A 25,266-nucleotide genomic window follows, 5' to 3' on the forward strand; every position below is an offset into this window, starting at 1 on the left:
TGTATCGGCGGCGCTTGCCGGCACTTTAGACCGTCCAGCGGCCTGAGCGCACGGCAGTCGATGCGGATAGACACAGCTCAAGGTGCGCTGATTTGACGTTACACCCTGTCGAAAAACCTGACGTCTGGCGTAGGAACGGCTGTGTATAATGCGCCGCCCGAGGCCGTGCTTGGCGGCCGGGGCGGTATGGCCGCTTATTTGCACCACTGACTGTTTTCTGCCCGACGGTTGCCGATGCCCTTGAACCATCCCCTCCTCGAAACCGTGGCGCTCGCCTGCGAGCGGGACTGGCGCATGCTGTTCGAGCGTCTCGATTTGCGACTGGGCGCTGGCGAGATGCTACAGATCGTCGGCCCCAACGGCAGCGGCAAGACCAGCCTGCTGCGCCTGCTCAGCGGGTTGATGCAGCCGACTGCCGGTGAGGTGCTGCTCAACGGCAAGCCGCTCACCGAACAACGCCACGAACTGGCCCGGCTGCTGCTGTGGATCGGCCACGCGGCCGGCATCAAGGGCCTGCTCAGCGCCGAGGAAAACCTCGCCTGGCTCTGCGCCCTGCACCAGCCGGCCAACCGCGATGCCATCTGGCAAGCCTTGGAAGCCGTTGGCCTGCGCGGCTTCGAAGATGTTCCCTGCCATACCCTGTCCGCCGGCCAGCAGCGCCGTGTAGCCCTGGCGCGCCTGTACCTCGACGCGCCGCCGCTGTGGATCCTCGATGAACCCTTCACCGCCCTCGACAAGCAGGGCGTGGCGCAGCTGGAAGAGCACCTGGCTGGCCATTGCGAGCGCGGCGGCCTGGTCGTGCTGACCACCCACCACACGCTGGAGCGCATGCCGAAAGGCTATCGCGCCCTCGATCTGGGGCAGCACGCACGGGAGGTGGCAGCGCGATGAGCAACGTCTTCACCCTGCTGCTCGCCCGCGAAGCGCGCCTGCTGTTCCGCCGTCCGGCGGAGCTGGCTAATCCTTTGGTGTTCTTTGCCATTGTCATCGCGCTGTTCCCGCTGGCGGTCGGCCCCGAGTCGGAAATGCTCAAGAACCTCTCGCCGGGGCTGGTCTGGGTCGCGGCATTGCTGGCGGTGCTGCTGTCGCTGGACGGCCTGTTCCGCAGCGATTTCGAAGATGGTTCCCTGGAACAGTGGGTCCTTTCGCCGCACCCCCTGCCACTACTGGTCCTGGCCAAAGTGCTGGCACACTGGCTGGTTTCAGGGCTGGCCCTGGTGCTGCTGTCACCGTTGTTCGCCCTGATGCTGGGCCTGCCGGCACGCTGCCTGCCGGACCTGCTGCTGTCACTGCTGCTGGGGACACCCATCCTGAGCCTGCTGGGCGCCGTGGGCGCGGCACTCACCGTGGGCCTCAAGCGCGGCGGCCTGCTGCTGGCCCTGCTGATCCTGCCGCTTTACATTCCGGTGCTGATCCTGGGCAGCGGAGCGCTACAGGCGTCGCTGCAGGGGCTGCCCACCGCCGGGCACCTGTTGTGGCTGGCCAGCCTGACGGCGTTAGCATTGACGCTGACGCCCTTTGCCATCGCCGCCGGGCTGAAGATCAGCGTCGGCGAGTGAACGAACGATCGCCGGGCTGGGAAGCGGCACCGGCGGCAGACTAGAGCTTTGAATTACAGAGCCTGATGATGAACTGGACTTGGTTTCACAAGCTTGGCTCGCCCAAGTGGTTCTACGAGATCAGCGGACGCTGGATGCCCTGGTTCGCGGCCGCCGCGATCCTGCTGATGGTTGCCGGCACCGTCTGGGGCCTTGCCTTCGCGCCGCCGGACTACCAGCAGGGCAATAGCTTCCGGATCATCTATATCCATGTGCCGGCGGCGTTCCTCGCCCAGTCCTGCTACGTGATGCTGGCGGTGGCCGGTGCGGTGGGGCTGATCTGGAAGATGAAGATCGCCGACGTCGCCGTGCAGTGCGCCGCGCCCATCGGCGCCTGGATGACTTTCGTTGCACTGGTCACCGGGGCCATCTGGGGCAAGCCGACCTGGGGCGCCTGGTGGGTCTGGGACGCGCGCCTGACCTCGATGCTGATCCTGCTGTTCCTCTATTTCGGCATCATCGCTCTCGGCCAGGCCATCACCAACCGTGACAGCGCGGCCAAGGCCTGTGCGGTGCTGGCTATCGTCGGCGTGGTGAACATCCCGATCATCAAGTACTCGGTGGACTGGTGGAACACCCTGCACCAGCCGGCCACCTTCACCCTCACCGAGAAGCCGCCGATGCCGCCGGAGATGTGGATTCCGCTGCTGATGATGGTCGCCGGTTTCTACTGCTTCTTCGCCGTGGTGTTGATGATGCGCATGCGCCTGGAAGTGCTCAAGCGCGAGGCCCGCGCGAGCTGGGTCAAGGCTGTGGTGGAGCGCGCGCTATGAGTTTCGAGTCCTTCTCCGATTTCCTCGCCATGGGTCACCATGGCCCTTACGTGTGGTCCGCCTACGCCATCTGCCTGGTGGTTTTGGCGATCAACGTCGTCTCGCCGATCGTGGCGCGCCGGCGTTACCTGCAAGAAGAGGCGCGTCGTCTGCGCCGGGAGGCCAGCAAGTGAATCCGGTCCGCAAGAAGCGTCTGTACATCGTCCTCGCCATCGTCGCCGGCGTGGGCGTCGCCGTCAGCCTGGCGCTGTCGGCGCTGCAGGAAAACATCAACCTGTTCTACACCCCAACCCAGATCGCCAACGGCGAGGCGCCGCACGACACGCGCATCCGCGCCGGCGGCATGGTGGAGAAGGGCTCGCTCAAGCGTTCGGCGGATTCGCTGGACGTGGAGTTCGTGGTCACTGACTTCGCCAAGGAAGTCACGGTGAAGTACCGCGGCATCCTCCCGGACCTGTTCCGCGAAGGGCAGGGCATCGTCGCCCTCGGCAAGATCAACGAGGCCGGCGTGCTGACGGCCGATGAAGTGCTGGCCAAGCACGACGAGAAATACATGCCGCCGGAAGTCACCAAGGCGCTCAAGGACAGTGGCAAGCTGGAGCACTACGAAGCCAGCCAGAGCGGCAACGCCGCGCCGCAACAAGGGAGCAACTGACGATGGTCCCCGAACTCGGCCACCTCTCGCTGATCCTTGCGCTGTGCATGGCGCTGGTGATGTCGTTCTTCCCGCTGGTCGGCGCCTGGCGCGGCGATCGCCAGTGGATGAGCCTGGCGCGCCCGGCAGCCTGGGGGCAGTTCGCCTTCCTGCTGTTCTCCTTCGGCTGCCTGACCTGGGCCTTCCTCCACGATGATTTCTCGGTGGCCTACGTCGCCAGCAACTCCAACAGCGCGCTGCCGTGGTTCTACAAGTTCAGCGCCGTATGGGGTGCCCACGAAGGTTCGCTGCTGCTCTGGGCGCTGATCCTCGGCGGCTGGACCTTCGCCGTGTCGGTCTTCTCCCGCCAACTGCCGGAAGTGATGCTGGCCCGTGTGCTGGCCGTGATGGGCATGATCAGCACCGGTTTCCTGCTGTTCCTGATCATCACCTCCAACCCCTTCAGCCGCCTGCTGCCGCAGGTGCCGGCCGACGGCAACGACCTCAACCCGCTGCTGCAGGACCCGGGCCTGATCTTCCACCCGCCGATGCTCTACATGGGCTACGTGGGCTTCTCGGTGGCCTTCGCCTTCGCCATTGCCGCACTGCTCGGCGGCCGCCTCGACGCCGCCTGGGCACGCTGGTCGCGGCCCTGGACGCTGGTGGCCTGGACCTTCCTCGGCATCGGCATCGTGCTCGGCTCCTGGTGGGCCTACTACGAGCTGGGCTGGGGTGGCTGGTGGTTCTGGGACCCGGTGGAAAACGCCTCCTTCATGCCCTGGCTGGTCGGCACCGCGCTGATCCACTCGCTGGCGGTGACCGAGAAGCGTGGCGTATTCAAGAGCTGGACCGTGCTGCTGGCCATCGCGGCCTTCTCGCTGAGCCTGCTGGGCACCTTCCTGGTCCGCTCCGGCGTACTGACCTCGGTGCACGCGTTCGCCTCGGACCCCGAGCGCGGCGTATTCATCCTGGCCTTCCTGCTGCTGGTGGTCGGTGGCTCACTGACCCTGTTCGCCCTGCGCGCGCCGGTGGTCAAGAGCCAGGTCGGCTTCGCCCTGTGGTCCCGCGAGACCCTGCTGCTGCTGAACAACCTGATCCTGGTGGTCACCGCATCGATGATCCTGCTGGGTACCCTCTACCCGCTGGTGCTCGACGCCATCAGCGGCGCCAAGCTGTCGGTCGGCCCGCCGTACTTCAACGCGCTGTTCGTGCCGCTGATTGCCATCCTCATGCTAGCCCTGGCGTTCGGCGTGCTGGTGCGCTGGAAGGACACGCCGACCCGCTGGCTGCGCAACATGCTCACTCCGGTGCTGATCGGCACCGTGGTGCTGGGCGGCCTCGGCAGCTTCCTGTATGGCGAACTGCACTGGGAAGTACTGACGGTGTTCATGCTCGCCGCCTGGGTGGTGCTGGCCGGCGTACGCGACTTCTTCGACAAGGTTCGCCACAAGGGCGTGATCGCTGGTGCCGCGGGCCTCAACCGCAGCTACTGGGGCATGCAACTGGCGCACTTCGGGATTGCCATCTGCGCCATCGGCGTGGTGCTCACCAGCCAGTTCAGCGCCCAGCGCGACCTGCGCATGGCGCCGGGCGAGTCGGTCGAGCTGGCCGGCTACCAGTTCCGCTTCGAGGGCACGCATCACTTCGAGGGCCCGAACTTCACCTCCGACAAGGGCACCATCCGCGTCACCCGCAAGGGTTCGGAAGTGGCCGTGCTGCACCCGGAGAAGCGCCTGTACAGCGTGCAGAACTCGATGATGACCGAGGCCGGCATCCACGGCAGCCTGACCCGCGACCTCTATGTCGCCCTGGGTGAGCCGCTGGACAACGGCGCCTGGGCCGTGCGCGTGCACATCAAGCCGTTCGTGCGCTTCATCTGGCTCGGCGGCCTGCTGATGGCCCTGGGCGGCGTGCTGGCGGCGCTGGACCGGCGTTACCGGCTGAAAGTGAAAACGCGTGTACGCGAGGCTCTGGGCCTCGCCGGACAGGGAGCCTGAGTGTGAAGCGTGCGATCCTGCTGTTGCCCCTGGCGATCTTCCTGGTCGTCGCGGTGTTCCTCTTCCGTGGCCTGTGGCTGGACCCCAGCGAGCTGCCCTCGGCGCTGATCGGCAAGCCGTTCCCGGCGTTCTCCCTGCCCAGCGTCACCGAGCCGGGCAAGACCTACACCGAGGCCGATATCAAGGGCAAGCCGGCACTGGTCAACGTCTGGGGCACCTGGTGCCCGACCTGCCGCTTCGAGCACCCGGTGCTCACCGATCTCGCCGCCAAGGGCGTGGTGATCTACGGCATCAACTACAAGGATGACGGCGCCGCCGCGCAGAAGTGGCTCAAGGAATTGCACAACCCCTACCTGCTGAACATCGCCGATGCGCAGGGCACCCTGGGCCTGGACCTGGGCGTCTACGGCGCGCCGGAGACCTACATCATCGACAAGGACGGCATCATCCGCCACAAGCTGGTTGGCGCCGTCGACGAGAAGGTCTGGCGTGAACAGCTGGCACCGATCTACCAGGGTCTGGTCGACGAAGCGGAGGGCAAATGAAGCGCCTGCTTGCCGCCGCCGCATTCTCTTTTGGATTGGGGCTGTGCCTGACCGGCATCGCCCACGCCGCCATCGATACCTACGAATTCGCCAATGATGCCGAGCGCGAGCGTTTCCGCGACCTGACCACCGAGCTGCGCTGTCCCAAGTGCCAGAACCAGGACATCGCCGACTCCAACGCGCCGATCGCCGCCGACCTGCGCAAGCAGATCTACACCCAGATGGAGGCCGGCAAGAGCAACCAGCAGATCGTCGACTACATGGTCGACCGCTACGGCGAGTTCGTGCGCTACAAGCCCGAAGTCAGCGAGCGCACCTGGCTGCTCTGGTTCGGCCCCGCTGCATTGCTGGGCCTGGGCGTGATCGTCATCGGCGCCATCGTCGTGCGCCGCCGTCGCCCGGCTGCGGCCACTTCCACCACGCTGTCCGCCGAGGAGCAGGCGCGTCTCGACCAATTGCTGGATAACCAAGACAAATGATCGATTTCTGGCTCGCTGCCGGCCTGCTGTTGCTGGTCGCCCTGGCATTCCTCCTCGTTCCTCTGCTGCGTGGCCGCAAGGCCCAGGCCGAGGAAGACCGCACCGCCCTCAACGTTGCCCTGTACCAGGAGCGCCTGGCCGAGCTGGGTGCCCAGCGTGATGCCGGCACCCTGGACGCGGCGCAGTTCGAAGCTGGCCGCGCCGAAGCGGCCCGCGAACTGCTCTCCGACACCGAAGGTGCCGGCGAAGACCGTCGCTCCCGCCTTGGCCGCGCCGCGCCGCTGGTGGCCGCGCTGGTCCTGCCGTTCCTGGCCCTGGGGCTGTACCTGCACTGGGGTGCCAGTGACAAGGTGGAACTGGCCCGCGAATTCGCCACGGCGCCCAAGTCCATGGAAGAGATGACCTCGCGCCTCGAGCGTTCGTTGAAGGCCCAGCCGGACTCCGCCGAGGGCTGGTACTTCCTCGGCCGCGCCTACATGACCCAGAACCGCGCCGCCGACGCCGCCAAGGCCTTCGAGCAGGCCGCGCGTCTTTCCGGCCGCCAGCCGGAAGTGCTCGGGCAGTGGGCCCAGGCGTTGTATTTCGCTGGTGACAAGGCACTCACCCCGGAAGTCCGCGGCCTGGCCGATGAAGCCCTGAAGAAGGACCCGCAGGAGGTCACCACCCTCGGCCTGCTCGGTATTGCCGCGTTCGAGGACGAAAAGTACGCCGACGCCATCGATTACTGGGGCCGTCTGGTCACCGTGCTGCCGCAGGACGATCCGTCCCGCGATGCCATTGCCGGCGGTATCGAGCGCGCGCGCCAGCGCATGCTCGAGAAGGGCCAGACCCCGCCCGAGGCGCCGGCTGCCGTTGCCACCGCTGGCGTAACCCTGAAGGTGAAGGTCGACCTGACCGCCGCCGTGAAGGGCCAGGTCAAGCCGGACGACAGCGTGTTCGTCTTCGCCCGTGCCGTGAGCGGCCCGCCGATGCCGCTGGCGGTGAAGCGCCTGAAGGTCTCCGACCTGCCCAGCGAGGTCTCGCTGAGCGACGCCGATGCGATGATGCCGCAGCTCAAGCTTTCGCAGCACCCGCAGGTGCAGCTCGTCGCGCGGATTTCCCGTGCCGGCAATGCCATCACCGGAGAATGGATCGGACGCAGCGAAGCGTTGTCTACTGCCAACGCGGGCGAGCAGAGCGTGACCATCGACAGCCCGGACCAGAAGTAAGACGAACAAGAGAGGGTTGAGCGATGAAGGGCAGATTGCTGGCGCTGGGCGCCATGCTGGTATTGGGTGGTTGCGTGGTGCAACCGCAGCAGCCGGAGCAGCCGCCCGTGCAGACGTCGCCGCCCTCGCAGCCGAGCAAGCCGATCCCGCCGGCCAAGACCTCCAGCTCGCCCATCACCCCGCAGCCGAGCACTGCACCGGCCGCCAAGCGCCCGACCCAGTTCGCCCCGCCGCCCGGTGGCAAGGGGCGCTGGGACGCCAGCCTCGGCGTCTACGTGATCCAGGGCCAGAAGGACCTCTACTACCGCCAGCGCACCTACTATCACTGGGACAACGGCTGGTACTGGGGTGTCGGCCCGCAAGGCCCCTGGACCGAGACTGACAGCAGCGGCGTGCCGCCGGGACTGACGCGCAAGTACGCGCAGTAAGAAGATTTCGTAGGAGCGGACTTTGTCCGCGATCGTCTCGCCGCCGCTCCGGGCGAACGGGAAGCTCGGCTCAGCCAATCGCGGACAAAGTCCGCTCCTACGCCTCCTGGTAGCCGCGAGTTCACGCGCTAGTCGAACGTCCCCATCTCAGTCCCCAGTTCGATCACCTCCACCCGATTGCGCCCGCTGGCCTTGGCCTTGTACAGGGCCTTGTCGGCCGCCGCGTAGAGCCCCTCGTAGGTGCCCGGTACTCCCGCCGCCAGGCTGGCGATGCCGAAGCTGGCGGTGAGGTAGAGCAGACCGTCCTTCATCGGCAGCGGGGTTTCTTCCAGCAGGCGGCGTACCTTCTCGGCGATCACCCGCGCCTGGGGCTGCGAGGTGTCGGGCAACAGCAGCAGGAACTCCTCGCCGCCCAGGCGCGCCACGCTGTCACCGGTGCGCGTGTAGTTCCTCAGCAGGCTGGCGGTGTGCCGGATGACCTCATCCCCCAGCGGGTGGCCGTAACGGTCGTTGATGAACTTGAAATGATCCAGGTCCACCATGAGCAGGCTGATCGGCGCCGGCTGGCGGGCGACGCGCGACAGCTCCATGCTGACCAACTGGTCGAACTGGCGGCGGTTGAACAGTCCCGTCAGCGGATCGTGGCCGGCGAGGTATTCCAGCTGGCGGTTCTTTTCCTCCAGTTCCAGCCGCTGCTGACGGAGGAACTCGCGCTGGCGCAGGTTGCGTACATGGCTGTGCCAGAGGATGAACGACAGCACCACGCCGATGCCGCAGATGGTCAGCCCGCCCATCTGGTTGGACAGGCGCAGTTGCGGGTCGGCCTGGGTCAGGGCCATCGCCAGCTCGAAGGCGGCGAAAGCGAGGATGTAGAGGGTGACGGCCAGCCGTGGCCGCAGCAGCAGAATCAGCGCGGTGGCCACCGACGCCATGAGGAACGGGGTGATGCTGCTGGTCACCTGCTGGTCGGCACTGGTGATGGCGACGCCGAACCCCAGCAGCAGGGTGCTGCCCAGAAGGGTCAGCAGTTGCATGTACCACAGCGCGGCGCTGCGGCGTGGCGGCGCGGCGAACCAGGCCAGCAGGCCGAGCAGGGAGAACAGCACGGCGACCGTTGCATGGATGCGGATGATGTCCATCCTCCAGCCGTCGTGCTCCGGGCTCGCCCCTTGCAGGTTGAGCCTGAACACGATGATGTGGATAAGATCGAACAGCACCGCCAGCGGAGCCGAGAAGTACAGGCGGCGGAGGTTTTCCCGGGCGATCGGCAGGGCCAGTGCGTCGTTGACGGCAATGGCATGGTGCAGCCGCTGAAGCAACGTCCTGGACACGGGGCTCGGGCCTCCTGCGCTAGTGCTGGCCAGCAACAGGATAGACGCGCAGCCGCCGGACTGCGGGATTGATCGCGCCGGAGGTGACCCGATGCGACAGACAGGCAGTCACAGTCCACTATCGAGAATTTCCGGGATCGGCAACAAATTGGCCTGGAACATTGTCGGATAATCCCTCTGCGGGCATAGTCCGCACCCCGGATCGCGCCAGGCAAGCTGCTGCGCAACCGATGCAGCCGCATCACCAACCCCAAGGACGCTGTCATGAAAAGAGTGCAACGACTGTCGGCGCAGCAAGGTCTGGATGCCGAGCGTGCGCTGCTCGACGCTACCTTCGCCGGTGAGCGCGACAGCGGCCTGTTGTTCTGGCGCCCGCAAGAACAATCCCTGGTGATGCCCCGCCGACTGAGCCGCCTGGAAGGTTTTGCCGCCGCCGAAGCCGCCTGTGCCGGGCTCGGCTGGCCGATCGCCCTGCGCGACACCGGCGGCGAGCCGGTGCCGCAGTCCGCGGGAGTGCTCAATGTCGCGCTGGTCTACGCGATCCCGCCGAGCGACAACGAGCAGACGCGTATCGAAACCGCGTACCTGCGCCTGTGCCAGCCCTTGTGCGACTGGCTGGCCGCCCTCGGTCTCGATCCGGGCCTGGGGGAAGTGGAGGGTGCCTTCTGCGATGGCCGCTACAACGTCAACCTGGGCGGCCGCAAGCTGGTGGGCACGGCCCAGCGCTGGCGCCGCCGGCCCAGCGACGGGCGCTATGTGGTACTGGCCCACGGCGCCATCCTGATGGAGAACCAGCGCGAGCCGATGGTCGCGGCGGTGAATGCCTTCTACGCGCACTGCGGGCTCGAAGCGCGCGTGCGCGCCAGCAGCCACGTGGCGCTGGACGAGCGCTGCGAGCGGCCCTGGGAACAGGTCGAGGCCCTGGCCGGGCAGTTCCAGCGGCACCTGCTGGCCGAGGGTGTGGTGCTGGATGTGTGAGATGAACGACGTGGGTGGATCTTCGCTTCGCCCCAACTCTTCCAAGGAGTCTTGATACATGGAACATGGGACGAATTACCTGCAATACACGGTGGTGTTCCTGATCGCCGCAGTGTTCATGGTGCCGCTGGCAAAGCGCCTGCAACTCGGTGCAGTACTGGGCTACCTGCTGGCCGGGGTGATCATCGGGCCGTACCTGCTGGGCCTGATCGACAACCCGGAAAGCGTCGCCAGTCTTTCCGAACTGGGCGTGGTGCTGCTGCTGTTCATCATCGGCCTGGAACTGTCGCCCAAGCGCCTGTGGGTGATGCGCAAGCAGGTGTTCGGCGTAGGCCTGGCGCAGGTGCTGCTCACCGCGCTGGCCCTGGCGAGCCTGGCGGTGCTGGTGTTCGAGTTGCCGCTCAATACTGCCGTGGTGATCGGCGGCGGCCTGGCGTTGTCGTCCACCGCTTTCGGCCTGCAGATCCTCGCCGAGCGCAAGGAACTCAATAGTCCCTACGGGCGCCTGGCGTTCGCCATCCTGCTGTTCCAGGACATCGCCGCGATCCCGCTGATCGCCATGATCCCGCTGCTGGGCGCGCGTGCCGACAGCCTGGCTCCCGGTGGCGACGTCGCCCATGTGATCGAGGTGGTGGGCAGCATCGCCGTGGTGGTGATCGGCGGGCGCTTCCTGCTGCGCCCGGTGTTCCGCTCTGTCGCGCGTACCGGCCAGGCGGACCTGTCCACCGCCACCGCGTTGCTGGTCGTGGTCGGTACGGCGTGGTTGATGGAGGAGGCCGGCGTCTCCATGGGGCTGGGCGCCTTCCTCGCCGGCCTGCTATTGGCTGACTCCGAGTACCGCCACGAGCTGGAAGCGCAGATCGAGCCCTTCAAGGGCCTGCTGCTCGGGCTGTTCTTCATCAGCGTGGGCATGAGCGCCGATCTCGGCCTGCTGAAGAACGAGCCGTTCCGGGTCATCGGCCTGACCCTGCTGCTGGTGGCGATCAAGCTGCCGCTGCTGTTCCTTGTCGGGCGCCTGGCGGGCGGCCTGGACAAGGTCTCGGCGATCCGCCTGGGCGTGCTGCTCGGCGCTGGCGGTGAATTCGCCTTCGTGGTGTTCAAGCTGGCGGCGGCGCAAGGACTGATGGACGCCGACATGCATTCGCTGCTGGTGCTGGGCATCACCCTGTCGATGGCCATGACGCCGCTGATGGTGCTGGCCCTGGCACGCAACATCAAGCCCAAGCCGGCCGTGCTGCGCGAGCCGCCGCCGGAGTACCGCCAGTTGCCCGACGATGCGCCGCGCGTGGTGATCGCCGGCATGGGCCGGATGGGCCAGGTGGTCGCACGTATCATGCGCGCGCAGGGCGTGCCCTTCGTCGCGCTGGATACCTCGGTGGACACCATCGAGCTGACTCGCAGCTACGGCAACATCCCGATCTTCTACGGAGACCCGCTACGCCCGGAAATCCTCCGCGCTGCCCAGGTGGAAAAGGCCGAGTTCTTCGTCGTCGCCACCGACGACCCGCAGACCAACATCGAGACGGCCAGGCTGGTGCGCAAGCTCTACCCGCACATCAAGGTCATCGGTCGGGCGCGCAACCGCCAGCACGTCTACCACCTGCTGGATGCCGACGCGACGCCGGTGCGCGAGACCTTCCATTCCAGCCTGGAAATGAGCCGCCTGTTGCTTACCGGCCTGGGCTTGAACGAGGAACAGGTGGCTGCGCGCATTCGCCGCTTCAAGCGTCACGACGAAGCGGTGCTGATGGCCCAGTACCGCGTCTACGACGACGAGACCGCGGTGATCCAGACCGTCCGCGAGGCGCGCAAGGAGCTGGAAACCCTGTTCGAGGCGGACCACCTGGAAGACCAGGGCATCGGCCACCACTGACGGGCCATTCCGCGTATCGATAGTGCTGGGGCGGGCCCGCCGCCCCGGCGCATTCTCAGGCCTTCGCAATGGAGGCCCGACAATGAGCGACTACCGCACTTTCACTCGGCAAGACCGCGACGGCGTAGCCGTGGTGAGCTTCCGGCACCCGCCGATCAACCTGATCGACCGCGCCATGGTCATCGACCTGCTGCACCTGGCCGATGAGCTGGAGCGCGACAGCGATACCCGCGTGGTGCTGTTCCGCAGCGCCAATCCGGACTTCTTCCTCGCCCATTACGACCTCGGCAGCCAGCTGGACGCGCCGCCAATGAAGCTGCCCGTGGGCATGGCCAGCCCGCTCAGCGCGCTGTTCAGTCGTTTCAGCCGGCTGCCGCAGGTGACCATTGGCGAGCTGCGCGGCCGCGCCCGCGGGGCCGGCAGCGAGTTTCTGCTGGCGCTGGACATGCGCTTCGCCTCCCGCGAGCGTGCGCTGCTCGGTCAGCCGGAAGTGGCAGTCGGCTTGTTGCCCGGAGCCGGTGGCACGGTAAGGCTGGCGCAGATGCTGGGACGGGGCAGGGCGCTGGAGGTCTGCCTGGGGGGCGAGGACTTCGCTGCGGACACCGCGGAGCGCTATGGCTGGATCAACCGGGCACTGGCGGACGCGGAACTGGAAGGCTTCTGCGAGGCCCTGGCGCGCCGGATCGCGGCCTTCCCGGCGGCGGGCATCGCCCATGTGAAGGCGGTAGTGGATCAGGTGACGGCGGCAGACCAGGCGGCACTGGTGGAGGAGTCGCAGCGCTTCGTTGGTGACATGTCCGCGCCCGGGACGCTGGAGCGGGTGCGCTGGATGATGGACAACGGCGGCCAGCGGGACGGGGAACTCGAACGCGACCTGGGGGCCGCGCTCGGACGCTACCCGGGCTGAACCGCTGGCGAGGACGGCTTCACGCGGTCTTCGCCAGGATCGGCTCGTTCGCCACGGCGACCAGCACCGGCCGGGCCAACTGGTGTTTGACCGCCGGGCGCGGCTGGCGGCTGGCCGAAGGGCGACGGTCGGGAATGACCACGGCCGAGCCTGGCGAGCGCAGGGTCAGCACGGCGATGCCACCGGCCAGCAGCGTGGTGGCGAGCACGACGCTGGCCAGCGCGACGTAAAGCAGCAACTCCACCAGGGAGCCAACGAGCAGCAGGAAATCGAGAATGACTTGCATGATGGTGTCCTCTTGACGATCCGTTGGGGGCGTCTCGCGAGTAGCTCGTTCGCCCCTGCGGCCCGACTGCGGGGCCGGCGAATCTCCTGCCAGCGAGTTGATGGGGCAAAGATGCCGCGCACGGACTATCAAGAGAACTGAATGCGTCGACTGGTGACTATCGACGCTATCGATAGCGGCTGGATGCCGCGAGTTAGAGAGGTGCCCAGGTTATTCGCGGGCGCCTGCGACCTTGGTCTTGTAGACGCTCAGAACTTCTCGCCCGGCTGCAGGAAGCGCCACTGGCCAGCAGGCAGCTTGCCCATGGCCACGCCGCCCAGGCGCAGGCGGCGGATCGACAGGGCGTGCAGGCCGACAGCCCGGCACATGGCGGCGATCTGCCCGGGGCGGAACTGCTTGCCGGCGAAGCGCAGGCGGTTCTCGCTCTGCCAGCTGACCTTCAGTGGCGGCAGCTCGCGGCCGTCGATCACCAGGCCACGGCACAGGCGCTTGAGACCGTTGTCGGCGATCTGCCCGCTGACCTCGACCACATATTCGTGCTCGATGTTGTCCGCCTCGTCCACCAGCCGGCGCTGCACGCCGCGGCTCTGGGTGTAGACCAGCAGGCCGCTGGCGTCGGTCTCCAGCACCGTGGTGTTGAACTGATGGCCGAAGTGCTTGCGCAGCAGGCGCTGCTGCAGGTTGTCCTCGGCCCAGCGCTTGTCCGGCGTCAGCAGTTGCTGGGCGGAGTTGGCACCGTTGCCGCTGCCCAGGCCGACCGGCTTGTGCACCAGGATGGTCACCGGCGGGATCGGCTCGGGCGAGGCGCCGGGCAGCAGTTCGATGCGCTGGCTGTCGACCTTGAACTGCGGTTCCTCCACGCGCTGGCCGTCCACCGTGACCCAGCCACCCTCGATATACAGCTCGGCTTCGCGGCGCGAACAGGGCAGCAGCTCGGCGAGACGTTTGGAGAGGCGGATGGCTTCGGACATTTCAGGTAACCAGGCAGGGGAAAGCGTCCATTGTAACCGCAAGCCGGCGGAATGATCCGTGCCGTATCCGGTCACAACCTCAGACCAAGCAAAGAGGAAGCGCGATGCGGATCACCCTGATCGACGGCCTGGGCTGGGACCTGGACGAGCACGGCAGCGGCGGCCTGATCAACAAGCGCGGAGAGAAGGTGCACCTGCGCCAGGGCGACATGGACGGAGCCTGCGGCCCCTACTGCCTGGTGATGGCCATGCTCGCCCGCAACCAGTTGGCGCGGCGCCAGGCCAAGGGGCTGGCGCCGGTGGATTCGCGGACCCGCTACGGGCGGCTGATGGAGGCGCTGAACGAGCATGAGACGCTGGTACGCGTCGGTACCACCGGCGCCGACCTGCTGGAACTGCTCAAGGTTATCAGCGACAAGGAGTATCGCGTCGAGCGCGGCAATGGTACGCGGATGGTCGAACTGACCCGGCGGCACCTGGAGGAGAATATCCCGGTGGTGCTGGGCTTCCACGGTCGCAAGGACAGCGACATCCGCCACTGGTGCCTGGCGGTGGGGATGAGCGACGACGCTTTCTTCCTGCTCGATCCGGCCCATGACCTGCAGCGCGGGCTGGCGTGGAACGCGGTGCTCACCACCCAGGCCAATGGTTCGCGCTTCGGTTATCGCTACCTCAACGCGAAGGGCACCTGGGCGGTGACGCTCAAGGAGATGGTGGCGCTGCTCTAGGCCTTTGCTGGTGTGGCTGGGCTCAGCGAGTGAAGCGGAACAGGTTGTAGCCGCCCAGTTGCTCGGGCACCAGCAGCACGAAGCCGTCATGCGAGTTGCGCACCACGCCGACCACATCGGTCTCGCGCGCGGCGGCCTGTTCGAGGCCGCTGTAGCCCACCTGCGGGTCGTCGTTCACCGAAGCGCCGCCAACGAATACCAACTGCTTGTCGTCCAGGCGTTGCAGGTAGCCGCTGATGCGCTGCGAACCGCTGGTCTTCTCCAGGTACAGGCTCTTGGGCGTCTGCCGCACCGAGCACTTGAAGTTCGGGTAGCCGTACAGCGCTTCCGTTTCGATCTGCACCGAGCGGCATTTCCAGTTGCCGGTCAGGGCCGCGTCGGCCAGCGGCTCGGGATCTTCCAGCACGATACGGTAGAGATTCAGTGCTTCGTTGCGGGTGGTTTCGTCTTCGCTCTGCTGGAGCTGGTCGAGCAGGCGCTTGACCTCGCCATCGAGGGTCGTCAGGCGCTGCTGGTCAGCAGCGTTGACCACCGCCGGCCAGACGATGGCGGGTTCTTCGGCGAAGGCCAGCGGGGAGAGCAGCAGGCCGGCGGCGAGCAGGGCGGCGGTGAGGGAGCAGCGTTTCGACATCTTGTGCATTCCATTGCAGGGGAAATCCCGCGGTGCAAGCCGCGGGCGAGGGGGTCAGGGGGCTGGCGGCTCGATGGGCGGAGCGACAGGCGCCTCGCGCTCGTGGACCCAGGACATGAACAGCTCGTAGCCCAGCGCCAGTACTACCGGGCCGACGAACAGGCCGATGATGCCATTGCTGAGCATGCCGCCCAGGGCGCCGATCAGGATCACCGGCATCGGCACCTTGCCGCCGCGGCCGAACATCAGCGGCTTGAGCACGTTGTCGGAGAGGCCGCCGGCCATGGTCCAGATGGTGAACAGGATGGCGACCAGCAGCGAGTCGTTGGTCATGAACACATAGATGATCGCCGGAATGGTGATCAGCACCACCGGCAACTGGGTGATGCCCAGCAGCAGCACGCCCAGGGCCAGCAGGCCGGCGCCGGGGATGCCCATGACGACGAAGCCCAGGCCGAGGATCATGGTCTGAATGAAGGCCACGCCCACCACGCCCTGCGCTACCGCGCGGATGGTGCCGGTACACAGCTCGGCCAGCCCCGGTCCGCGCTCCGGGCCGGAGATGCGGATGGCGATGTCGCAGGAAGTCCGGCTGCCCAGTTCACCGTAGGCCATGATGATGCCGGCGACGACGAACGCCGCCAGGAACTGCATCAGGCCCATGCCAGCGCCTGCCGCCTGGCCTGCCAGGGTCTTGGCGACGCCCTGCAGGTGCGGGGCCATCTGGTGGACGACTCCCATGAAGTCGGTGGCGACGCGTGTCCAGAAGGGGTAGACGTACTGCCCGATCACCGGCCATTGCTGTACCGAGTCCGGAGGCAGCGGGATCTGCAGGGTACGGTTCTGGATGGCGTGCACCAGGTCGCGCACCGAGTCGGCCATCGACATGCCGATCACCACCACCGGCACCAGCAGGATCACCAGGCCGAGGATCACGATCAGCGTCGCTGCGCTGTTGGGCCGTCCGCCCAGCCAGCCGCTGAGCAACTGATGCAGCGGGTAGAGGGTGATGGCGAGGATCACCGACCAGAGCATGAGGTCGAGGAAGGGATGGAAGATGCGGAAGCAGAACAGGGCCAGCAACAGGATCAGGCCGGCGCGGATCAGCACATCGAGCAGGTTGCGCGACAGCAGCTTTTCCGGAGAGGGCAGCATGGGGTGCTCCTTGCAGCGGGCGCGACGTGGCCCAGTCCTTAACTATTGGCGGACTCTGCCCGAGTGCAAGGTGTTCAGGCAATAAAGGAAGTTCGGGATTGCGCGGCGATCGTGAAAAGCGCGGGTAGAGGCGGGGCGAGCGGGCAGCCTGCCGAGGACCGGCAGGCTTGCCTGCGAGGTATTACTTCTTGCCGAGGCTGATGTGGCGGCTCGGTGCGCCGTAGTTCTGACCGGTCACGCCCTTGGCGATCTGCTGGATCTCACCGCCGGAGTTCAGGAAGGCGGCAATCTGGGCTTCCAGAGCTTCGCTGGTCGCGGTAGCGGCGGGAGCCTTGGGGGCTGCTTTCTGGCGGGTGGAGGGCTTGGTAGTCATATCTGCCATACCTGTCTGCGCAAATTGGCCGCCCATTGTACATCAAACGAGCAGCTTTCGGGGCGGTCATGGAACGAACGGTCCCATTCGGCGGCCTGAATAGTCCTTCGCCTGGTGCGTAGTGGCGGTGCTACCCTCTGCGCACTCCGGCCGCTCAGAGCCCATCATGTCCCTGCTGTCGTCCCGCCAGCGCAATGCCTTGCGCCTGGCTCGCTCGTTCCTGGCGCCTTACCGCTGGCGCGCACTCGGCGCCTTGCTGGCGCTGCTGTTCACCGCCGCCATCACCCTGTCACTGGGGCAGGGTATCCGCCTGCTGGTGGACCAGGGCTTCATCACCCAGTCCGAACAGCTGCTCACCCGTGCCATCGGCATCTTCTTCGCCCTGGTGCTGTGCCTGGCGGTGGGTACCTTCGTGCGCTTCTACCTGGTGTCGTGGATTGGCGAGCGCTTCGTCGCCGATATCCGCCAGCGCGTGTTCGACCACCTGATCGAGCTGCACCCCGGCTTCTACGAAAACAACCGCGCTTCGGAAATCCAGTCGCGCCTCACCGCCGACACCACGCTGCTGCAGTCGGTGATCGGCTCCTCGCTGTCCATGGCGCTGCGCAACGTGCTGATGCTGCTGGGCGGGGTGATCCTGATGTTCTTCACCAACGTCAAGCTGACCAGCATCGTGGTCGCCTCGTTGCCGCTGGTGATCGCACCGATCCTGCTGTTCGGCCGTCGCGTGCGCAGTCTGTCGCGGCTCAGCCAGGATCGCGTGGCGGACGTCGGCAGTTACGTCGGCGAGTCCCTCGGCCAGATCAAGACGGTGCAGGCCTACAACCACCAGGCGCAGGACCGCGCGCGCTTCGGCCGCACCGTGGAAGACGCCTTCGACACTGCCCGCAAGCGCATCACCCAGCGTTCCTGGTTGGTCAGCGTGGTGATCCTGCTGGTGCTCGGCGCCGTCGGCGTGATGCTCTGGGTCGGCGGCATGGACGTGATCGCCGGGCGCATCAGCCCCGGCGACCTGGCCGCTTTCGTGTTCTACAGCCTGATCGTCGGCATGGCGTTCGGCACACTCAGCGAGGTGATTGGGGAGCTGCAGCGTGCGGCTGGCGCGGCGGAACGCATCGCCGAGCTGCTGCGGGCGCGCAGTGAAATCCATGCGCCCGCCAGCGACCTGCTGCACCTGCCCGCACGGATCGTCGGCAGCATCGAGTTGCAGGGTGTGCGCTTCGCCTATCCGTCGCGCCCCGAGCAATGGGCCGTCGATGGCATCGACCTGCGCGTGGAGCCGGGCGAGACCCTGGCCCTGGTCGGCCCATCCGGTGCCGGCAAGTCGACCCTGTTCGACCTGCTGTTGCGCTTCTACGACCCGCAGCAGGGACGCATCCTGATCGACGGCCAGCCGATCGCCCAGCTCGATCCGGTGGACCTGCGCCGCAGCTTCGCCCTGGTGTCGCAGAACCCGGCACTGTTCTTCGGCACGGTGGAGGAGAACATCCGCTACGGCCGCCCCGGCGCCAGCAATGCCGAAGTGGAGGCTGCCGCCCGCGCCGCCCATGCCCATGAGTTCATCCTGCGCCTGCCGCAGGGCTACCGCACGCACCTGGGCGAGAGCGGCCTGGGATTGTCCGGCGGGCAGCGCCAGCGCCTGGCGATCGCCCGTGCGCTGCTGGTGGACGCGCCTATCCTGTTGCTCGACGAGGCCACCAGCGCGCTGGATGCCGAGAGCGAACACCTGATCCAGCAGGCGCTGCCGGGGCTGATGCGCGACCGCACCACGCTGGTGATCGCCCACCGCCTGGCCACTGTGCTCAATGCCGACCGCATCGCGGTGATCGAGCACGGCCGCCTGGTGGCGCTGGGGCGGCACGCCGAACTGGTGGTCAGCAGCCCGTTATATGCACGCCTGGCCGAACTCCAGTTCGGCCAGGCGGAGCAGAACCTGTAGGAGCGAGCTTGCTCGCGAACTGCTTAACTCCGGAGCTGCTGCAAAGCAGGGCTCGCGAGCGAGGGCTGGGCGCCCCCCTCGGTCCTACAAAAAAGCCGGCGTTCGGCGGCCTGAGGCGCATCCTTGCGCCAATGCGCGTAGAATGCTCGCCCCGTTCACGAGGTAAGCGTCATGGCAGTCATAGGTCGGTTCAATTCGTTGCAGGTGGCCAAGCACACCGATTTCGGTCTTTACCTGGATGGCGAGAGCCATGGCGAAATCCTGCTGCCCAAACGCTATGTGCCGAAGAACGAACCCACCGAGGTGGGCGACTGGCTGAACGTGTTCATTTACCTGGACAGCGAAGATCGCCTGATTGCCACCACCCAGAAGCCCAAGGTGCAGGTCGGCGGTTTCGCCAGCCTCAAGGTGGTGGAAGTCAACCGCATCGGGCTGTTCCTCGACTGGGGCCTGCCCAAGGACCTGCTCCTGCCGCACTCGGAAGAAAAGCGCCCGCTGCAGGTCGGTGATTACTGCGTGGTCTACGTCTACCTCGACGAGCGCAGCCGCCGCATCACCGCCACCGCGCGGCTGGATCGCTACCTGGACAACGTCCCGGCCAACTACAAGGTCGGCCAGCAGGTGGACCTGCTCGTCGTCGAGCGCACCGACCTGGGCTACAAGGCCATCATCGACGGCAAGCACTGGGGCCTGATCCACAAGAACGAAGTCTTCAAGTTCATGCGTAATGGCCTGCGCGAGACCGGCTACATCAAGGAAATGCGCGCCGACGGCAAGATCAGCCTGAGCCTGCAACCGGCCGGCGCCGGCCTGTCCGACGCATTGAGCGAGCAGATCCTCAACGCCCTGCGCGAGGCCGGCGGCACCCTGGCGCTCAGCGACAAGAGCCCGCCGGAACTGATTGCGCAGCAGTTCGGCGTCAGCAAGGGCAACTTCAAGAAGGCCATCGGCGGTCTGTTCAAGCAGGGCCTGATCGTCATCCATGACGACCGTATCGAACTGACCTGACGGCTCAGCCGCGCCCGCGGACGATGGACTCGGCCACCGCGCAACGCGGCTCGGCCGGGGCCAGCGAGCCCATGCGCTGCAGGTCGACCGGCGTACCCGGCTCGGCCCTCAGCAGACGACGCAGGTCGTCGAACACCCGGTCATGCTCCTTGCGAAAGCGCAGCACCGGCCCGCTGCAGACCCGCAGACCGTGGCGGCGGAGGATGCGTGTGGCGCTGCCGGCGAAGTTGAAGGCGAGGTCGCCGGGTAGCTCGAAGCCGTCACTGAAGGGCTGGCCGTCGATTTCACCATCCAGTTCGAACCTCACCAGGGCATCGCGGCTGGCGGCGTTCTCCACGCTGTAGCGCAGGCGGATGCGGTACTGCTGGCGGTCGAGGCCGGCGCTCGAGTGCACGGTGACCTGGGCGGGGACGGACATGGTGTTTCCTTAGCGACAAGCGTCTGTCATGGATTCAGTGACCCTAGCCGCCTGCCGGTTGAGTGGCCAGCTGCGACAGGCGGTGACGTCATCCGGCTCGCCGTTGCGGCGCCGGAGGATGCGCTGGGGAGCCCAGTTTCCAATTGCCGGGCCAGTACTCGGCTGACATGAGTCAAAGCCCGGCCGCCGCAGGCCATCGGCTTGCGGAGCAAGAGCGCGGCTATCCCGCCGCAAGGCTGACCGCGGCTTACATCATATGGCGGAAGCGATTCCAGGCCTGCTCGACGGAGAGCCACCAGGCCGGCATGGCGCTGCCGAAGCCGGCAATTTCCAGGCGCGGGTGATGGCGCACCACCATGTCCAGTACCGGTTCCTGCTCGGGTTTCACGTCGACGAAGAACACGTGGCGGCCTTCCTGCAGGTTGTCCTGGAAGCGGCGCACCTCGCCGCTGGGGCGCTGCAGGCCGAAGAAGCTGCTTTCCCACAGGCTGAAGCCCAGCAGCACGGCGGCCAGGAAGACCAGGGGAATCCAGCCGGCGGCTGTCTGCGTCCAGCCGCTCAGGTAGCCGACCAGCAGTACCAGCACGGCCAGCGCCGCACCGATCATCAGGCCGATCTTGCCCCAGTGCACCACGTCTTTCTTCATCATCGAGGGCACTTCGTGGAGCCGGTGCTCTTCCAGCTCCGCATCGCTGTCGCTGAGCACGTGCATCTGTTCGATGCCGATACCGCTTTCGGAGAGCTCCTGCTCGACCTGCTCCAGGTCGTCCAGGTTGTCGCTGATGTAGTAATGCCTGTTCATGACGAACCTCCAGCCCCCGGAATGAAGATCCCCCAGGGTTTGACCGCCATCTGCCGTGAAAATCGGCAAATATCCGCCGTTCGATGGTTGTCGTCGCAGATCAGTCTAACACCGCGGCGCCGTGCGCTCCGGGGCCCTGCCCGGCGGTCGCGGGCTTGCCAGACCGGCCGTGGGGGCCGAGGATGCAGCTCTCATTGGAAGCATGCCGCTTTCACTCAACGGCGAACGAGGCCGAGATGATCCGCGAGATTCTCAAGATGGGTGACGAGCGCCTGCTGCGCATCGCCCCGCCGGTGCCCGACTCGATGATCGGCAGCGCCGAGTTGCAGCAACTGATCGACGACATGTTCGAGACCATGCACCACGTTGGTGGCGTTGGCCTGGCCGCGCCGCAGATCGGCGTTGACCTGCAACTGGTGATCTTCGGTTTCGAACGCAGCGAGCGTTACCCGGACGCGCCGGCAGTGCCGCCGACCATCCTGCTCAATCCGCTGATCACGCCCATCGGCGATGAGCGGGAGGAGGGCTGGGAAGGTTGCCTCTCGGTCCCCGGCCTGCGTGGCGCGGTAGACCGCTACCGGACCATCCGCTACCAGGGCGTCGACCCTCACGGCCAGCCCATCGACCGCACGGTGGAGGGTTTCCACGCCCGCGTGGTGCAGCATGAGTGCGACCACCTGATCGGCCGGCTGTATCCATCGCGCATCAGCGATTTCAGCAAGTTCGGTTTTACCGAAGTGCTGTTCCCGGGGCTCGATCCAACGGCGGATGACTGACCCCCAGCGCTACCGCTTTTTGTAGGAGCGAGCTTGCTCGCGAACCCGCCCACCTGCATGCCCGCCGCCTAACTCATTCGCGAGCCAATTCGCCCCTGAGCCGGGCGGTGGCTCTGCACGATCCTACGCATGGGAACAGTCCGAATGGATCGAGGGGGGCAGAGCGGACAGCCTCTCACCGAGGCCATCCGCGGGACGAGGGACGCGTCCTCAGGACGGTTGTTGTGGAGTGCCCAGCAGCGACTTGCCGGTTTTCTTCTGCCGCTTGGCCATGCGTTTTTCATGCGCGGTTTTCAGCGGCTTCTTCTTCGCTTGTTTCTTTGCGTCGAGACCTTTCACGAGCCTGTCCTCCAGGGGACGCCCTCGGGCCGAGAGCTGACAGCTTCAGCATAGTCCCGCTGCAGGCGGCCGTTCAGCCGGCGGTCAGGCGTTCCAGTTCGCGGCGCACCATGTTGGCGTAGTGCGGCGGGCTCAGCCGGTACAGCTCGCCGGCCACCCAGGGCAGCCAGCGGGCGCCGAGCCGGTCGCGTTCGGCCAGCAGGCGCCGGGCTTCGGCCTCGGCGCGCTGGGCGTTTTCCTGATGGTAATCGGCACGGCTCATGGGTGGTTCTTCGGTGCACCGTCAGGTCTTGGCGCAGTCCAGGGTCTGCGGGTCGATGGTGATGCTGGCCAGCGGCTTGGCGTCGCTGCCGGCGTACTCGTGGGTGACGCTCAGGTGATGCTCGCGGAAGCGCTGCAGCAGGTCGGGCTGCTCGCAGGTGGTGTCCGAAAGCTGCTTCTTCAGGCCATTCTCGAACTTGGCGCGGGCGCCCAGGTCCATGGCGTCCAGGCGCAGGTTGGAGATGGCGTAGCGGTAATACAGCATCTTCTTCGCCGGGTCGAGCTGCACGCTGTTGAGGGTGGTCACCTTGTCCACCTGGCGCGGCAGGTTGGACTTGGTCACCTGGTCGAAATAGTCCGCCGATTCCTTGAGGAATTTTGCCTCGTCGGCGGAGTCTTCGGCATGGGCTACAAGGCTGGTGAGCAACAGCAAGGGCAGGGCGAGACGGGCAAGCGGCATGGGAGATTCCTGTACGGCTGATGGGAGTGGTGCAAAGGTGCGGGCTCAGTAGCTGCGACAGCCAGGACATGGCCGGGTTCGCTCTGGTGTGCCGTGGCGGCACGCTCATGGTCTGTGAGTGTAGAGCACCGCCAGCCGCTGGCCGCTCGCGGGGCGATGGTTTTGCGGGTAGGCTTTTGCGCCGGTCTTTCCTCTACCTTTTCCGCAGGTTCGCCGCCCACCATGATCGAACTCACCCAGCTCGACCTCCGCACCGACCCCGCCGCGCAACGCGTGGTGAAGGATGAAACCGTCACCGTCGATTTCGCCGTCGCGCCGGGCGAGCTGATGAGCCTCGAAGGCCCGAATCGCTATGCCGTCGGCGACGCGATCGTCAGCGGCGCAACGGGCGAGCGCTGGGTCGTCTCCCGCGAGCGCTTCGACCCGAAATACCGCCCCGTCGATGCCGCGCTTGCCCACGGTGAGCCCGGCGCCTACCGCAATATTCCCAGCCCGGTGCTGGCCCGGCGCATGGAGCAGCCCTTCAGCCTGCTGCGTTCGGCCGGTGGCGACCGTCTCACCGGCGCTGCGGGTGACTGGGTCATGCAGTACGCCCCCGGCGACTACGGCGTGGTGAAGGCGGAACGCTTCGCCAAGGTCTATCGCCTGGCCGACTGAACGCCTTCGCGCTCTGGCCTCGACGCCCTCCCAGCGGCTATGGTCTGTGCTGGCAGGCGCTCTGCGCCGTGCATTTGTTGCAACTTTGCCGGTGTCGCGCGGGTCCATCCTGCAGCCGCCGGCGGGTCGGACGCTGATCGGGAGGACGGTGCGGGATGCGATTCATGGACATGCGCGGGCTCAGCCTGGGGCCCTGGAAACTGATCAGGCTGACGCTCAAGGAATTTCTCGACGACGAGATGCCCACCTACGCCGCCGCGCTGGCGTACCAGGGGCTGTTCTCGCTGTTTCCCTTCCTGCTGTTCCTCATCGCACTGCTGGGCTTCCTGCACCTGCCGGAGTTCTTCGACTTCCTCCGCCAGCAGGCCGACTACGTGCTGCCGAGCCAGGCGCTGGACCAGGTCAATCCGGTGATCGACCAGTTGCAGCAACGCCAGGGCGGCCTGCTGTCCATCGGTATCGTGATCGCCCTGTGGTCGTCCTCGGCGGCGGTGCGCTCGCTGATGACCGCGCTCAACGCCGCATACGATGTGCGCGAGGCGCGCCCGGCGTGGAAGCGCATCCCGCTGTCGCTGTTCTACACCTTCGGCCTGGTGGCCATGCTGATGCTGATCGCCGCGCTGATGATCCTAGGCCCCCAGGTGATGGGCTGGATCGCCGCCAAGGTGGGCCTGGAGGATTTCGTGGTGATCCTCTGGAGCATCCTGCGCTGGCCGGTGATCGTGCTGCTGATGATGATGGCGGTGGCGATCATCTACTACGTCACGCCCAACGTGCAGCAGAAGTTCCGCTTCATCACGCCCGGCTCGGTGCTCGCCGTGGTGCTGTGGATTTCTGCATCGCTGGGGTTTGGCTACTACGTGAAGAACTTCGCCGACTACAACGCCATGTATGGCAGTGTCGGCGCGATCATCGTGCTGCTGCTGTACTTCTACATCTCGTCGGCGGTGCTGCTGCTGGGAGCGGAGCTGAACGCGGTGATCGAACACCACCTGCCCCACGGCAAGGACGAAGGCGAGCGGACCTTCGCGACGGCCTCTCCGGCGCCGGATGAGGGCTAGGGCTCGACTGCCTGGCCGGCGACGGCAGGCGGCTCGCTGAGCAGCGAGTTGACCAGTGCGCTGGCCTTCTCGAACGACGGATAGCCGCTCTTGGCGACGTCCAGGTTGGCGTAGTCGTCCAGGTACTGCTGCGCCTTCTGCGGGTCGGCCTGGTCCACCAGGAAGGGCTCGGACCAGATCTTGTAGAGCAGCGCCACGGCGTATGGCTGGCCGGCGTCGGCAGCCTTGTCCAGCAGCGGCAGCACCTCGTCCACCTGCGGGCCTTCCTTGATCTTCAGCAGCGCCATGTAGAAGCTCGCTTCGCCGCGTTCGTCCCGCTCCAGGGCGCGGGCAAGCAGGGCCTCGGCCAGCTCGTAGTTGGCCAGGTCGCCGGTGGCGATCAGCAGCTTCGCCTGCAGCATGTCGTTCTGGTAGAGCAGGCGCTCCTGGCGGCAGGCTTCGCCACTCAATGGCTCGTCGCAGGGGTTGCTGGCGGTGCTGGAGCAGCCGCCCAGCAGCAGTGGCAGAGCCAGGGCGGCCAGCAGGTACGGTGTAGATTGCTTGCCCATGCAAGTCCCTCGGGGGCGAATGTCAGGGTTCGACCGGTCGGTGGGCGCGTCGGTTCTGCTCATGGGCGAACAGCATAGCCGCTGCACTGCACAAGGGCCGCC

At 66.4% G+C, this 25,266-nt stretch carries 31 protein-coding genes; 19 read left to right on the top strand and 12 right to left on the bottom strand.

Annotation, left to right across the window (positions count from 1 at the left end):
• Window positions 1-234 precede the first annotated feature (234 nt).
• From ccmA to L6D89_RS21905, 10 genes are all read left to right on the top strand, one after another.
• On the top strand, window positions 235-891 hold the full coding sequence (gene ccmA, locus L6D89_RS21860) for a cytochrome c biogenesis heme-transporting ATPase CcmA (protein ID WP_236173961.1): 657 nt from the start codon (window positions 235-237) through the stop codon (window positions 889-891).
• Entirely contained in the window at window positions 888-1,559 is a 672-nt protein-coding gene (gene ccmB / locus L6D89_RS21865; protein ID WP_017520311.1) for a heme exporter protein CcmB, read from the top strand. Before ccmA ends, ccmB begins: the two co-directional genes overlap by 4 nt.
• A 65-nt stretch (window positions 1,560-1,624) precedes the next feature.
• Window positions 1,625-2,371: a heme ABC transporter permease gene (locus L6D89_RS21870; protein ID WP_236173963.1), complete on the top strand. Its 747-nt coding sequence runs from the start codon at window positions 1,625-1,627 to the stop codon at window positions 2,369-2,371.
• Window positions 2,368-2,544 (top strand): heme exporter protein CcmD, encoded by a 177-nt coding sequence (gene ccmD, locus L6D89_RS21875; protein ID WP_081519307.1) that lies wholly within the window; start codon window positions 2,368-2,370, stop codon window positions 2,542-2,544. The genes L6D89_RS21870 and ccmD overlap by 4 nt, the downstream gene beginning before the upstream one ends.
• Window positions 2,541-3,026 (top strand): cytochrome c maturation protein CcmE, encoded by a 486-nt coding sequence (gene ccmE / locus L6D89_RS21880; protein WP_045212029.1) that lies wholly within the window; start codon window positions 2,541-2,543, stop codon window positions 3,024-3,026. The genes ccmD and ccmE overlap by 4 nt, the downstream gene beginning before the upstream one ends.
• Before the next feature lie 2 nt (window positions 3,027-3,028).
• Window positions 3,029-5,002, top strand: a complete 1,974-nt coding sequence (locus tag L6D89_RS21885; protein WP_236201156.1) for a heme lyase CcmF/NrfE family subunit — start codon at window positions 3,029-3,031, stop codon at window positions 5,000-5,002.
• Between the two features lie 2 nt (window positions 5,003-5,004).
• Window positions 5,005-5,547, top strand: coding sequence for a thiol:disulfide interchange protein DsbE (gene dsbE, locus L6D89_RS21890; protein ID WP_017520316.1), 543 nt, complete (start codon window positions 5,005-5,007; stop codon window positions 5,545-5,547).
• Window positions 5,544-6,026 carry a cytochrome c-type biogenesis protein gene (locus L6D89_RS21895; RefSeq protein ID WP_236173966.1) on the top strand — a complete coding sequence of 161 codons (483 nt, stop codon included), beginning with the start codon at window positions 5,544-5,546 and terminating at the stop codon, window positions 6,024-6,026. The genes dsbE and L6D89_RS21895 overlap by 4 nt, the downstream gene beginning before the upstream one ends.
• Window positions 6,023-7,234 (top strand): c-type cytochrome biogenesis protein CcmI, encoded by a 1,212-nt coding sequence (ccmI, locus tag L6D89_RS21900; RefSeq protein ID WP_236201157.1) that lies wholly within the window; start codon window positions 6,023-6,025, stop codon window positions 7,232-7,234. The genes L6D89_RS21895 and ccmI overlap by 4 nt, the downstream gene beginning before the upstream one ends.
• Before the next feature lie 23 nt (window positions 7,235-7,257).
• Window positions 7,258-7,662, top strand: a complete 405-nt coding sequence (locus L6D89_RS21905; RefSeq protein ID WP_236201158.1) for a hypothetical protein — start codon at window positions 7,258-7,260, stop codon at window positions 7,660-7,662.
• Window positions 7,663-7,790: 128 nt separating this feature from the next.
• On the opposite strand, the gene L6D89_RS21910 is transcribed toward L6D89_RS21905, so the two are convergent.
• A complete protein-coding gene (locus tag L6D89_RS21910; RefSeq protein ID WP_236201159.1) occupies window positions 7,791-8,993 on the bottom strand; it encodes a GGDEF domain-containing protein in 1,203 nt (400 codons plus the stop codon).
• 264 nt (window positions 8,994-9,257) lie between these two features.
• Here L6D89_RS21910 and L6D89_RS21915 point away from each other — a divergent pair, with 264 nt between their 5' ends.
• The 3 genes from L6D89_RS21915 (at window position 9,258) to L6D89_RS21925 (ending at window position 12,751) form a co-directional block, all read left to right on the top strand.
• Entirely contained in the window at window positions 9,258-9,971 is a 714-nt protein-coding gene (locus L6D89_RS21915; RefSeq protein ID WP_236201160.1) for a lipoate--protein ligase family protein, read from the top strand.
• A 58-nt stretch (window positions 9,972-10,029) separates the two neighbouring features.
• Entirely contained in the window at window positions 10,030-11,844 is a 1,815-nt protein-coding gene (locus L6D89_RS21920; protein WP_236201161.1) for a monovalent cation:proton antiporter-2 (CPA2) family protein, read from the top strand.
• 82 nt (window positions 11,845-11,926) lie between these two features.
• Window positions 11,927-12,751 (top strand): enoyl-CoA hydratase/isomerase family protein, encoded by an 825-nt coding sequence (locus L6D89_RS21925; RefSeq protein ID WP_236201162.1) that lies wholly within the window; start codon window positions 11,927-11,929, stop codon window positions 12,749-12,751.
• A 19-nt stretch (window positions 12,752-12,770) separates the two neighbouring features.
• On the opposite strand, the gene L6D89_RS21930 is transcribed toward L6D89_RS21925, so the two are convergent.
• Both L6D89_RS21930 and L6D89_RS21935 read right to left on the bottom strand, forming a co-directional pair.
• A complete protein-coding gene (locus tag L6D89_RS21930) occupies window positions 12,771-13,037 on the bottom strand; it encodes a hypothetical protein (RefSeq protein ID WP_236173980.1) in 267 nt (88 codons plus the stop codon).
• Between the two features lie 248 nt (window positions 13,038-13,285).
• Window positions 13,286-14,008: an RNA pseudouridine synthase gene (locus L6D89_RS21935; RefSeq protein WP_236173982.1), complete on the bottom strand. Its 723-nt coding sequence runs from the start codon at window positions 14,006-14,008 to the stop codon at window positions 13,286-13,288.
• A 104-nt stretch (window positions 14,009-14,112) separates the two neighbouring features.
• On the opposite strand from L6D89_RS21935, the gene L6D89_RS21940 reads away from it, so the two are divergent.
• Entirely contained in the window at window positions 14,113-14,736 is a 624-nt protein-coding gene (locus tag L6D89_RS21940) for a hypothetical protein (protein WP_236173984.1), read from the top strand.
• Between the two features lie 22 nt (window positions 14,737-14,758).
• On the opposite strand, the gene L6D89_RS21945 is transcribed toward L6D89_RS21940, so the two are convergent.
• The 3 genes from L6D89_RS21945 to L6D89_RS21955 form a co-directional block, all read right to left on the bottom strand.
• Window positions 14,759-15,367, bottom strand: coding sequence for a DUF4893 domain-containing protein (locus L6D89_RS21945; RefSeq protein ID WP_236201163.1), 609 nt, complete (start codon window positions 15,365-15,367; stop codon window positions 14,759-14,761).
• Window positions 15,368-15,421: 54 nt separating this feature from the next.
• Complete coding sequence (locus tag L6D89_RS21950) at window positions 15,422-16,522, bottom strand: AI-2E family transporter (protein WP_236173986.1); 1,101 nt, start codon at window positions 16,520-16,522, stop codon at window positions 15,422-15,424.
• A 181-nt stretch (window positions 16,523-16,703) separates the two neighbouring features.
• A complete protein-coding gene (locus L6D89_RS21955; RefSeq protein WP_024765957.1) occupies window positions 16,704-16,904 on the bottom strand; it encodes a hypothetical protein in 201 nt (66 codons plus the stop codon).
• 154 nt (window positions 16,905-17,058) lie between these two features.
• Between L6D89_RS21955 and L6D89_RS21960 the strand changes: the two genes are divergently transcribed.
• Entirely contained in the window at window positions 17,059-18,834 is a 1,776-nt protein-coding gene (locus L6D89_RS21960) for an ABC transporter transmembrane domain-containing protein (RefSeq protein WP_236201254.1), read from the top strand.
• 171 nt (window positions 18,835-19,005) lie between these two features.
• A complete protein-coding gene (locus L6D89_RS21965) occupies window positions 19,006-19,842 on the top strand; it encodes a CvfB family protein (protein WP_236173987.1) in 837 nt (278 codons plus the stop codon).
• Window positions 19,843-19,846: 4 nt separating this feature from the next.
• Here the strand turns inward: L6D89_RS21965 and L6D89_RS21970 are convergent, their stop codons facing one another.
• Both L6D89_RS21970 and L6D89_RS21975 read right to left on the bottom strand, forming a co-directional pair.
• Complete coding sequence (locus L6D89_RS21970; RefSeq protein WP_236173988.1) at window positions 19,847-20,260, bottom strand: DUF5064 family protein; 414 nt, start codon at window positions 20,258-20,260, stop codon at window positions 19,847-19,849.
• A gap of 247 nt (window positions 20,261-20,507) precedes the next feature.
• Window positions 20,508-21,062, bottom strand: a complete 555-nt coding sequence (locus L6D89_RS21975; protein WP_236201164.1) for a magnesium transporter — start codon at window positions 21,060-21,062, stop codon at window positions 20,508-20,510.
• A 236-nt stretch (window positions 21,063-21,298) separates the two neighbouring features.
• Here L6D89_RS21975 and def point away from each other — a divergent pair, with 236 nt between their 5' ends.
• Complete coding sequence (gene def, locus L6D89_RS21980; RefSeq protein WP_236201165.1) at window positions 21,299-21,838, top strand: peptide deformylase; 540 nt, start codon at window positions 21,299-21,301, stop codon at window positions 21,836-21,838.
• Window positions 21,839-22,048: 210 nt separating this feature from the next.
• Here the strand turns inward: def and L6D89_RS32630 are convergent, their stop codons facing one another.
• The 3 genes from L6D89_RS32630 to L6D89_RS21990 all read right to left on the bottom strand — a co-directional run bounded on the left by L6D89_RS32630 (window position 22,049) and on the right by L6D89_RS21990 (window position 22,898).
• Window positions 22,049-22,177 (bottom strand): hypothetical protein, encoded by a 129-nt coding sequence (locus tag L6D89_RS32630; protein ID WP_017516671.1) that lies wholly within the window; start codon window positions 22,175-22,177, stop codon window positions 22,049-22,051.
• Window positions 22,178-22,250: 73 nt separating this feature from the next.
• A complete protein-coding gene (locus L6D89_RS21985) occupies window positions 22,251-22,439 on the bottom strand; it encodes a hypothetical protein (RefSeq protein WP_236173991.1) in 189 nt (62 codons plus the stop codon).
• 21 nt (window positions 22,440-22,460) lie between these two features.
• Complete coding sequence (locus L6D89_RS21990; protein WP_236201166.1) at window positions 22,461-22,898, bottom strand: hypothetical protein; 438 nt, start codon at window positions 22,896-22,898, stop codon at window positions 22,461-22,463.
• 222 nt (window positions 22,899-23,120) lie between these two features.
• Here L6D89_RS21990 and L6D89_RS21995 point away from each other — a divergent pair, with 222 nt between their 5' ends.
• Both L6D89_RS21995 and L6D89_RS22000 read left to right on the top strand, forming a co-directional pair.
• Complete coding sequence (locus L6D89_RS21995) at window positions 23,121-23,555, top strand: PGDYG domain-containing protein (RefSeq protein ID WP_236173993.1); 435 nt, start codon at window positions 23,121-23,123, stop codon at window positions 23,553-23,555.
• Window positions 23,556-23,710: 155 nt separating this feature from the next.
• Complete coding sequence (locus tag L6D89_RS22000) at window positions 23,711-24,616, top strand: YihY/virulence factor BrkB family protein (protein WP_236173994.1); 906 nt, start codon at window positions 23,711-23,713, stop codon at window positions 24,614-24,616.
• Here the strand turns inward: L6D89_RS22000 and L6D89_RS22005 are convergent.
• Window positions 24,613-25,164, bottom strand: a complete 552-nt coding sequence (locus tag L6D89_RS22005; protein WP_236201167.1) for a hypothetical protein — start codon at window positions 25,162-25,164, stop codon at window positions 24,613-24,615. The genes L6D89_RS22000 and L6D89_RS22005 overlap by 4 nt on opposite strands.
• Between the last annotated feature and the right edge of the window lie 102 nt (window positions 25,165-25,266).

This window comes from Pseudomonas pseudonitroreducens, assembly GCF_021603645.1.
GTDB lineage: Bacteria > Pseudomonadota > Gammaproteobacteria > Pseudomonadales > Pseudomonadaceae > Pseudomonas > Pseudomonas pseudonitroreducens.

Excerpts from the sequence above, each read along its gene's own strand:
- L6D89_RS21925 (WP_236201162.1), top strand. The coding sequence starts at position 11,927 with ATGAGCGACTACCGCACTTTCACTCGGCAAGACCGCGACGGCGTAGCC.
- L6D89_RS21940 (WP_236173984.1), top strand. The coding sequence starts at position 14,113 with ATGCGGATCACCCTGATCGACGGCCTGGGCTGGGACCTGGACGAGCAC.
- ccmA (WP_236173961.1), top strand. The coding sequence starts at position 235 with ATGCCCTTGAACCATCCCCTCCTCGAAACCGTGGCGCTCGCCTGCGAG.
- L6D89_RS21885 (WP_236201156.1), top strand. The coding sequence starts at position 3,029 with ATGGTCCCCGAACTCGGCCACCTCTCGCTGATCCTTGCGCTGTGCATG.
- L6D89_RS21915 (WP_236201160.1), top strand. The coding sequence starts at position 9,258 with ATGAAAAGAGTGCAACGACTGTCGGCGCAGCAAGGTCTGGATGCCGAG.
- L6D89_RS21965 (WP_236173987.1), top strand. The coding sequence starts at position 19,006 with ATGGCAGTCATAGGTCGGTTCAATTCGTTGCAGGTGGCCAAGCACACC.
- L6D89_RS21970 (WP_236173988.1), bottom strand. The coding sequence starts at position 20,260 with ATGTCCGTCCCCGCCCAGGTCACCGTGCACTCGAGCGCCGGCCTCGAC.
- L6D89_RS21945 (WP_236201163.1), bottom strand. The coding sequence starts at position 15,367 with ATGTCGAAACGCTGCTCCCTCACCGCCGCCCTGCTCGCCGCCGGCCTG.
- L6D89_RS22005 (WP_236201167.1), bottom strand. The coding sequence starts at position 25,164 with ATGGGCAAGCAATCTACACCGTACCTGCTGGCCGCCCTGGCTCTGCCA.
- L6D89_RS21870 (WP_236173963.1), top strand. The coding sequence starts at position 1,625 with ATGATGAACTGGACTTGGTTTCACAAGCTTGGCTCGCCCAAGTGGTTC.
- L6D89_RS21995 (WP_236173993.1), top strand. The coding sequence starts at position 23,121 with ATGATCGAACTCACCCAGCTCGACCTCCGCACCGACCCCGCCGCGCAA.
- L6D89_RS21935 (WP_236173982.1), bottom strand. The coding sequence starts at position 14,008 with ATGTCCGAAGCCATCCGCCTCTCCAAACGTCTCGCCGAGCTGCTGCCC.
- ccmD (WP_081519307.1), top strand. The coding sequence starts at position 2,368 with ATGAGTTTCGAGTCCTTCTCCGATTTCCTCGCCATGGGTCACCATGGC.
- L6D89_RS21895 (WP_236173966.1), top strand. The coding sequence starts at position 5,544 with ATGAAGCGCCTGCTTGCCGCCGCCGCATTCTCTTTTGGATTGGGGCTG.
- L6D89_RS21955 (WP_024765957.1), bottom strand. The coding sequence starts at position 16,904 with ATGGCAGATATGACTACCAAGCCCTCCACCCGCCAGAAAGCAGCCCCC.
- ccmB (WP_017520311.1), top strand. The coding sequence starts at position 888 with ATGAGCAACGTCTTCACCCTGCTGCTCGCCCGCGAAGCGCGCCTGCTG.
- L6D89_RS21985 (WP_236173991.1), bottom strand. The coding sequence starts at position 22,439 with ATGAGCCGTGCCGATTACCATCAGGAAAACGCCCAGCGCGCCGAGGCC.
- L6D89_RS21905 (WP_236201158.1), top strand. The coding sequence starts at position 7,258 with ATGAAGGGCAGATTGCTGGCGCTGGGCGCCATGCTGGTATTGGGTGGT.
- def (WP_236201165.1), top strand. The coding sequence starts at position 21,299 with ATGATCCGCGAGATTCTCAAGATGGGTGACGAGCGCCTGCTGCGCATC.
- L6D89_RS21975 (WP_236201164.1), bottom strand. The coding sequence starts at position 21,062 with ATGAACAGGCATTACTACATCAGCGACAACCTGGACGACCTGGAGCAG.
- L6D89_RS22000 (WP_236173994.1), top strand. The coding sequence starts at position 23,711 with ATGCGATTCATGGACATGCGCGGGCTCAGCCTGGGGCCCTGGAAACTG.
- L6D89_RS21990 (WP_236201166.1), bottom strand. The coding sequence starts at position 22,898 with ATGCCGCTTGCCCGTCTCGCCCTGCCCTTGCTGTTGCTCACCAGCCTT.
- L6D89_RS21930 (WP_236173980.1), bottom strand. The coding sequence starts at position 13,037 with ATGCAAGTCATTCTCGATTTCCTGCTGCTCGTTGGCTCCCTGGTGGAG.
- L6D89_RS21950 (WP_236173986.1), bottom strand. The coding sequence starts at position 16,522 with ATGCTGCCCTCTCCGGAAAAGCTGCTGTCGCGCAACCTGCTCGATGTG.
- L6D89_RS21920 (WP_236201161.1), top strand. The coding sequence starts at position 10,030 with ATGGAACATGGGACGAATTACCTGCAATACACGGTGGTGTTCCTGATC.
- ccmI (WP_236201157.1), top strand. The coding sequence starts at position 6,023 with ATGATCGATTTCTGGCTCGCTGCCGGCCTGCTGTTGCTGGTCGCCCTG.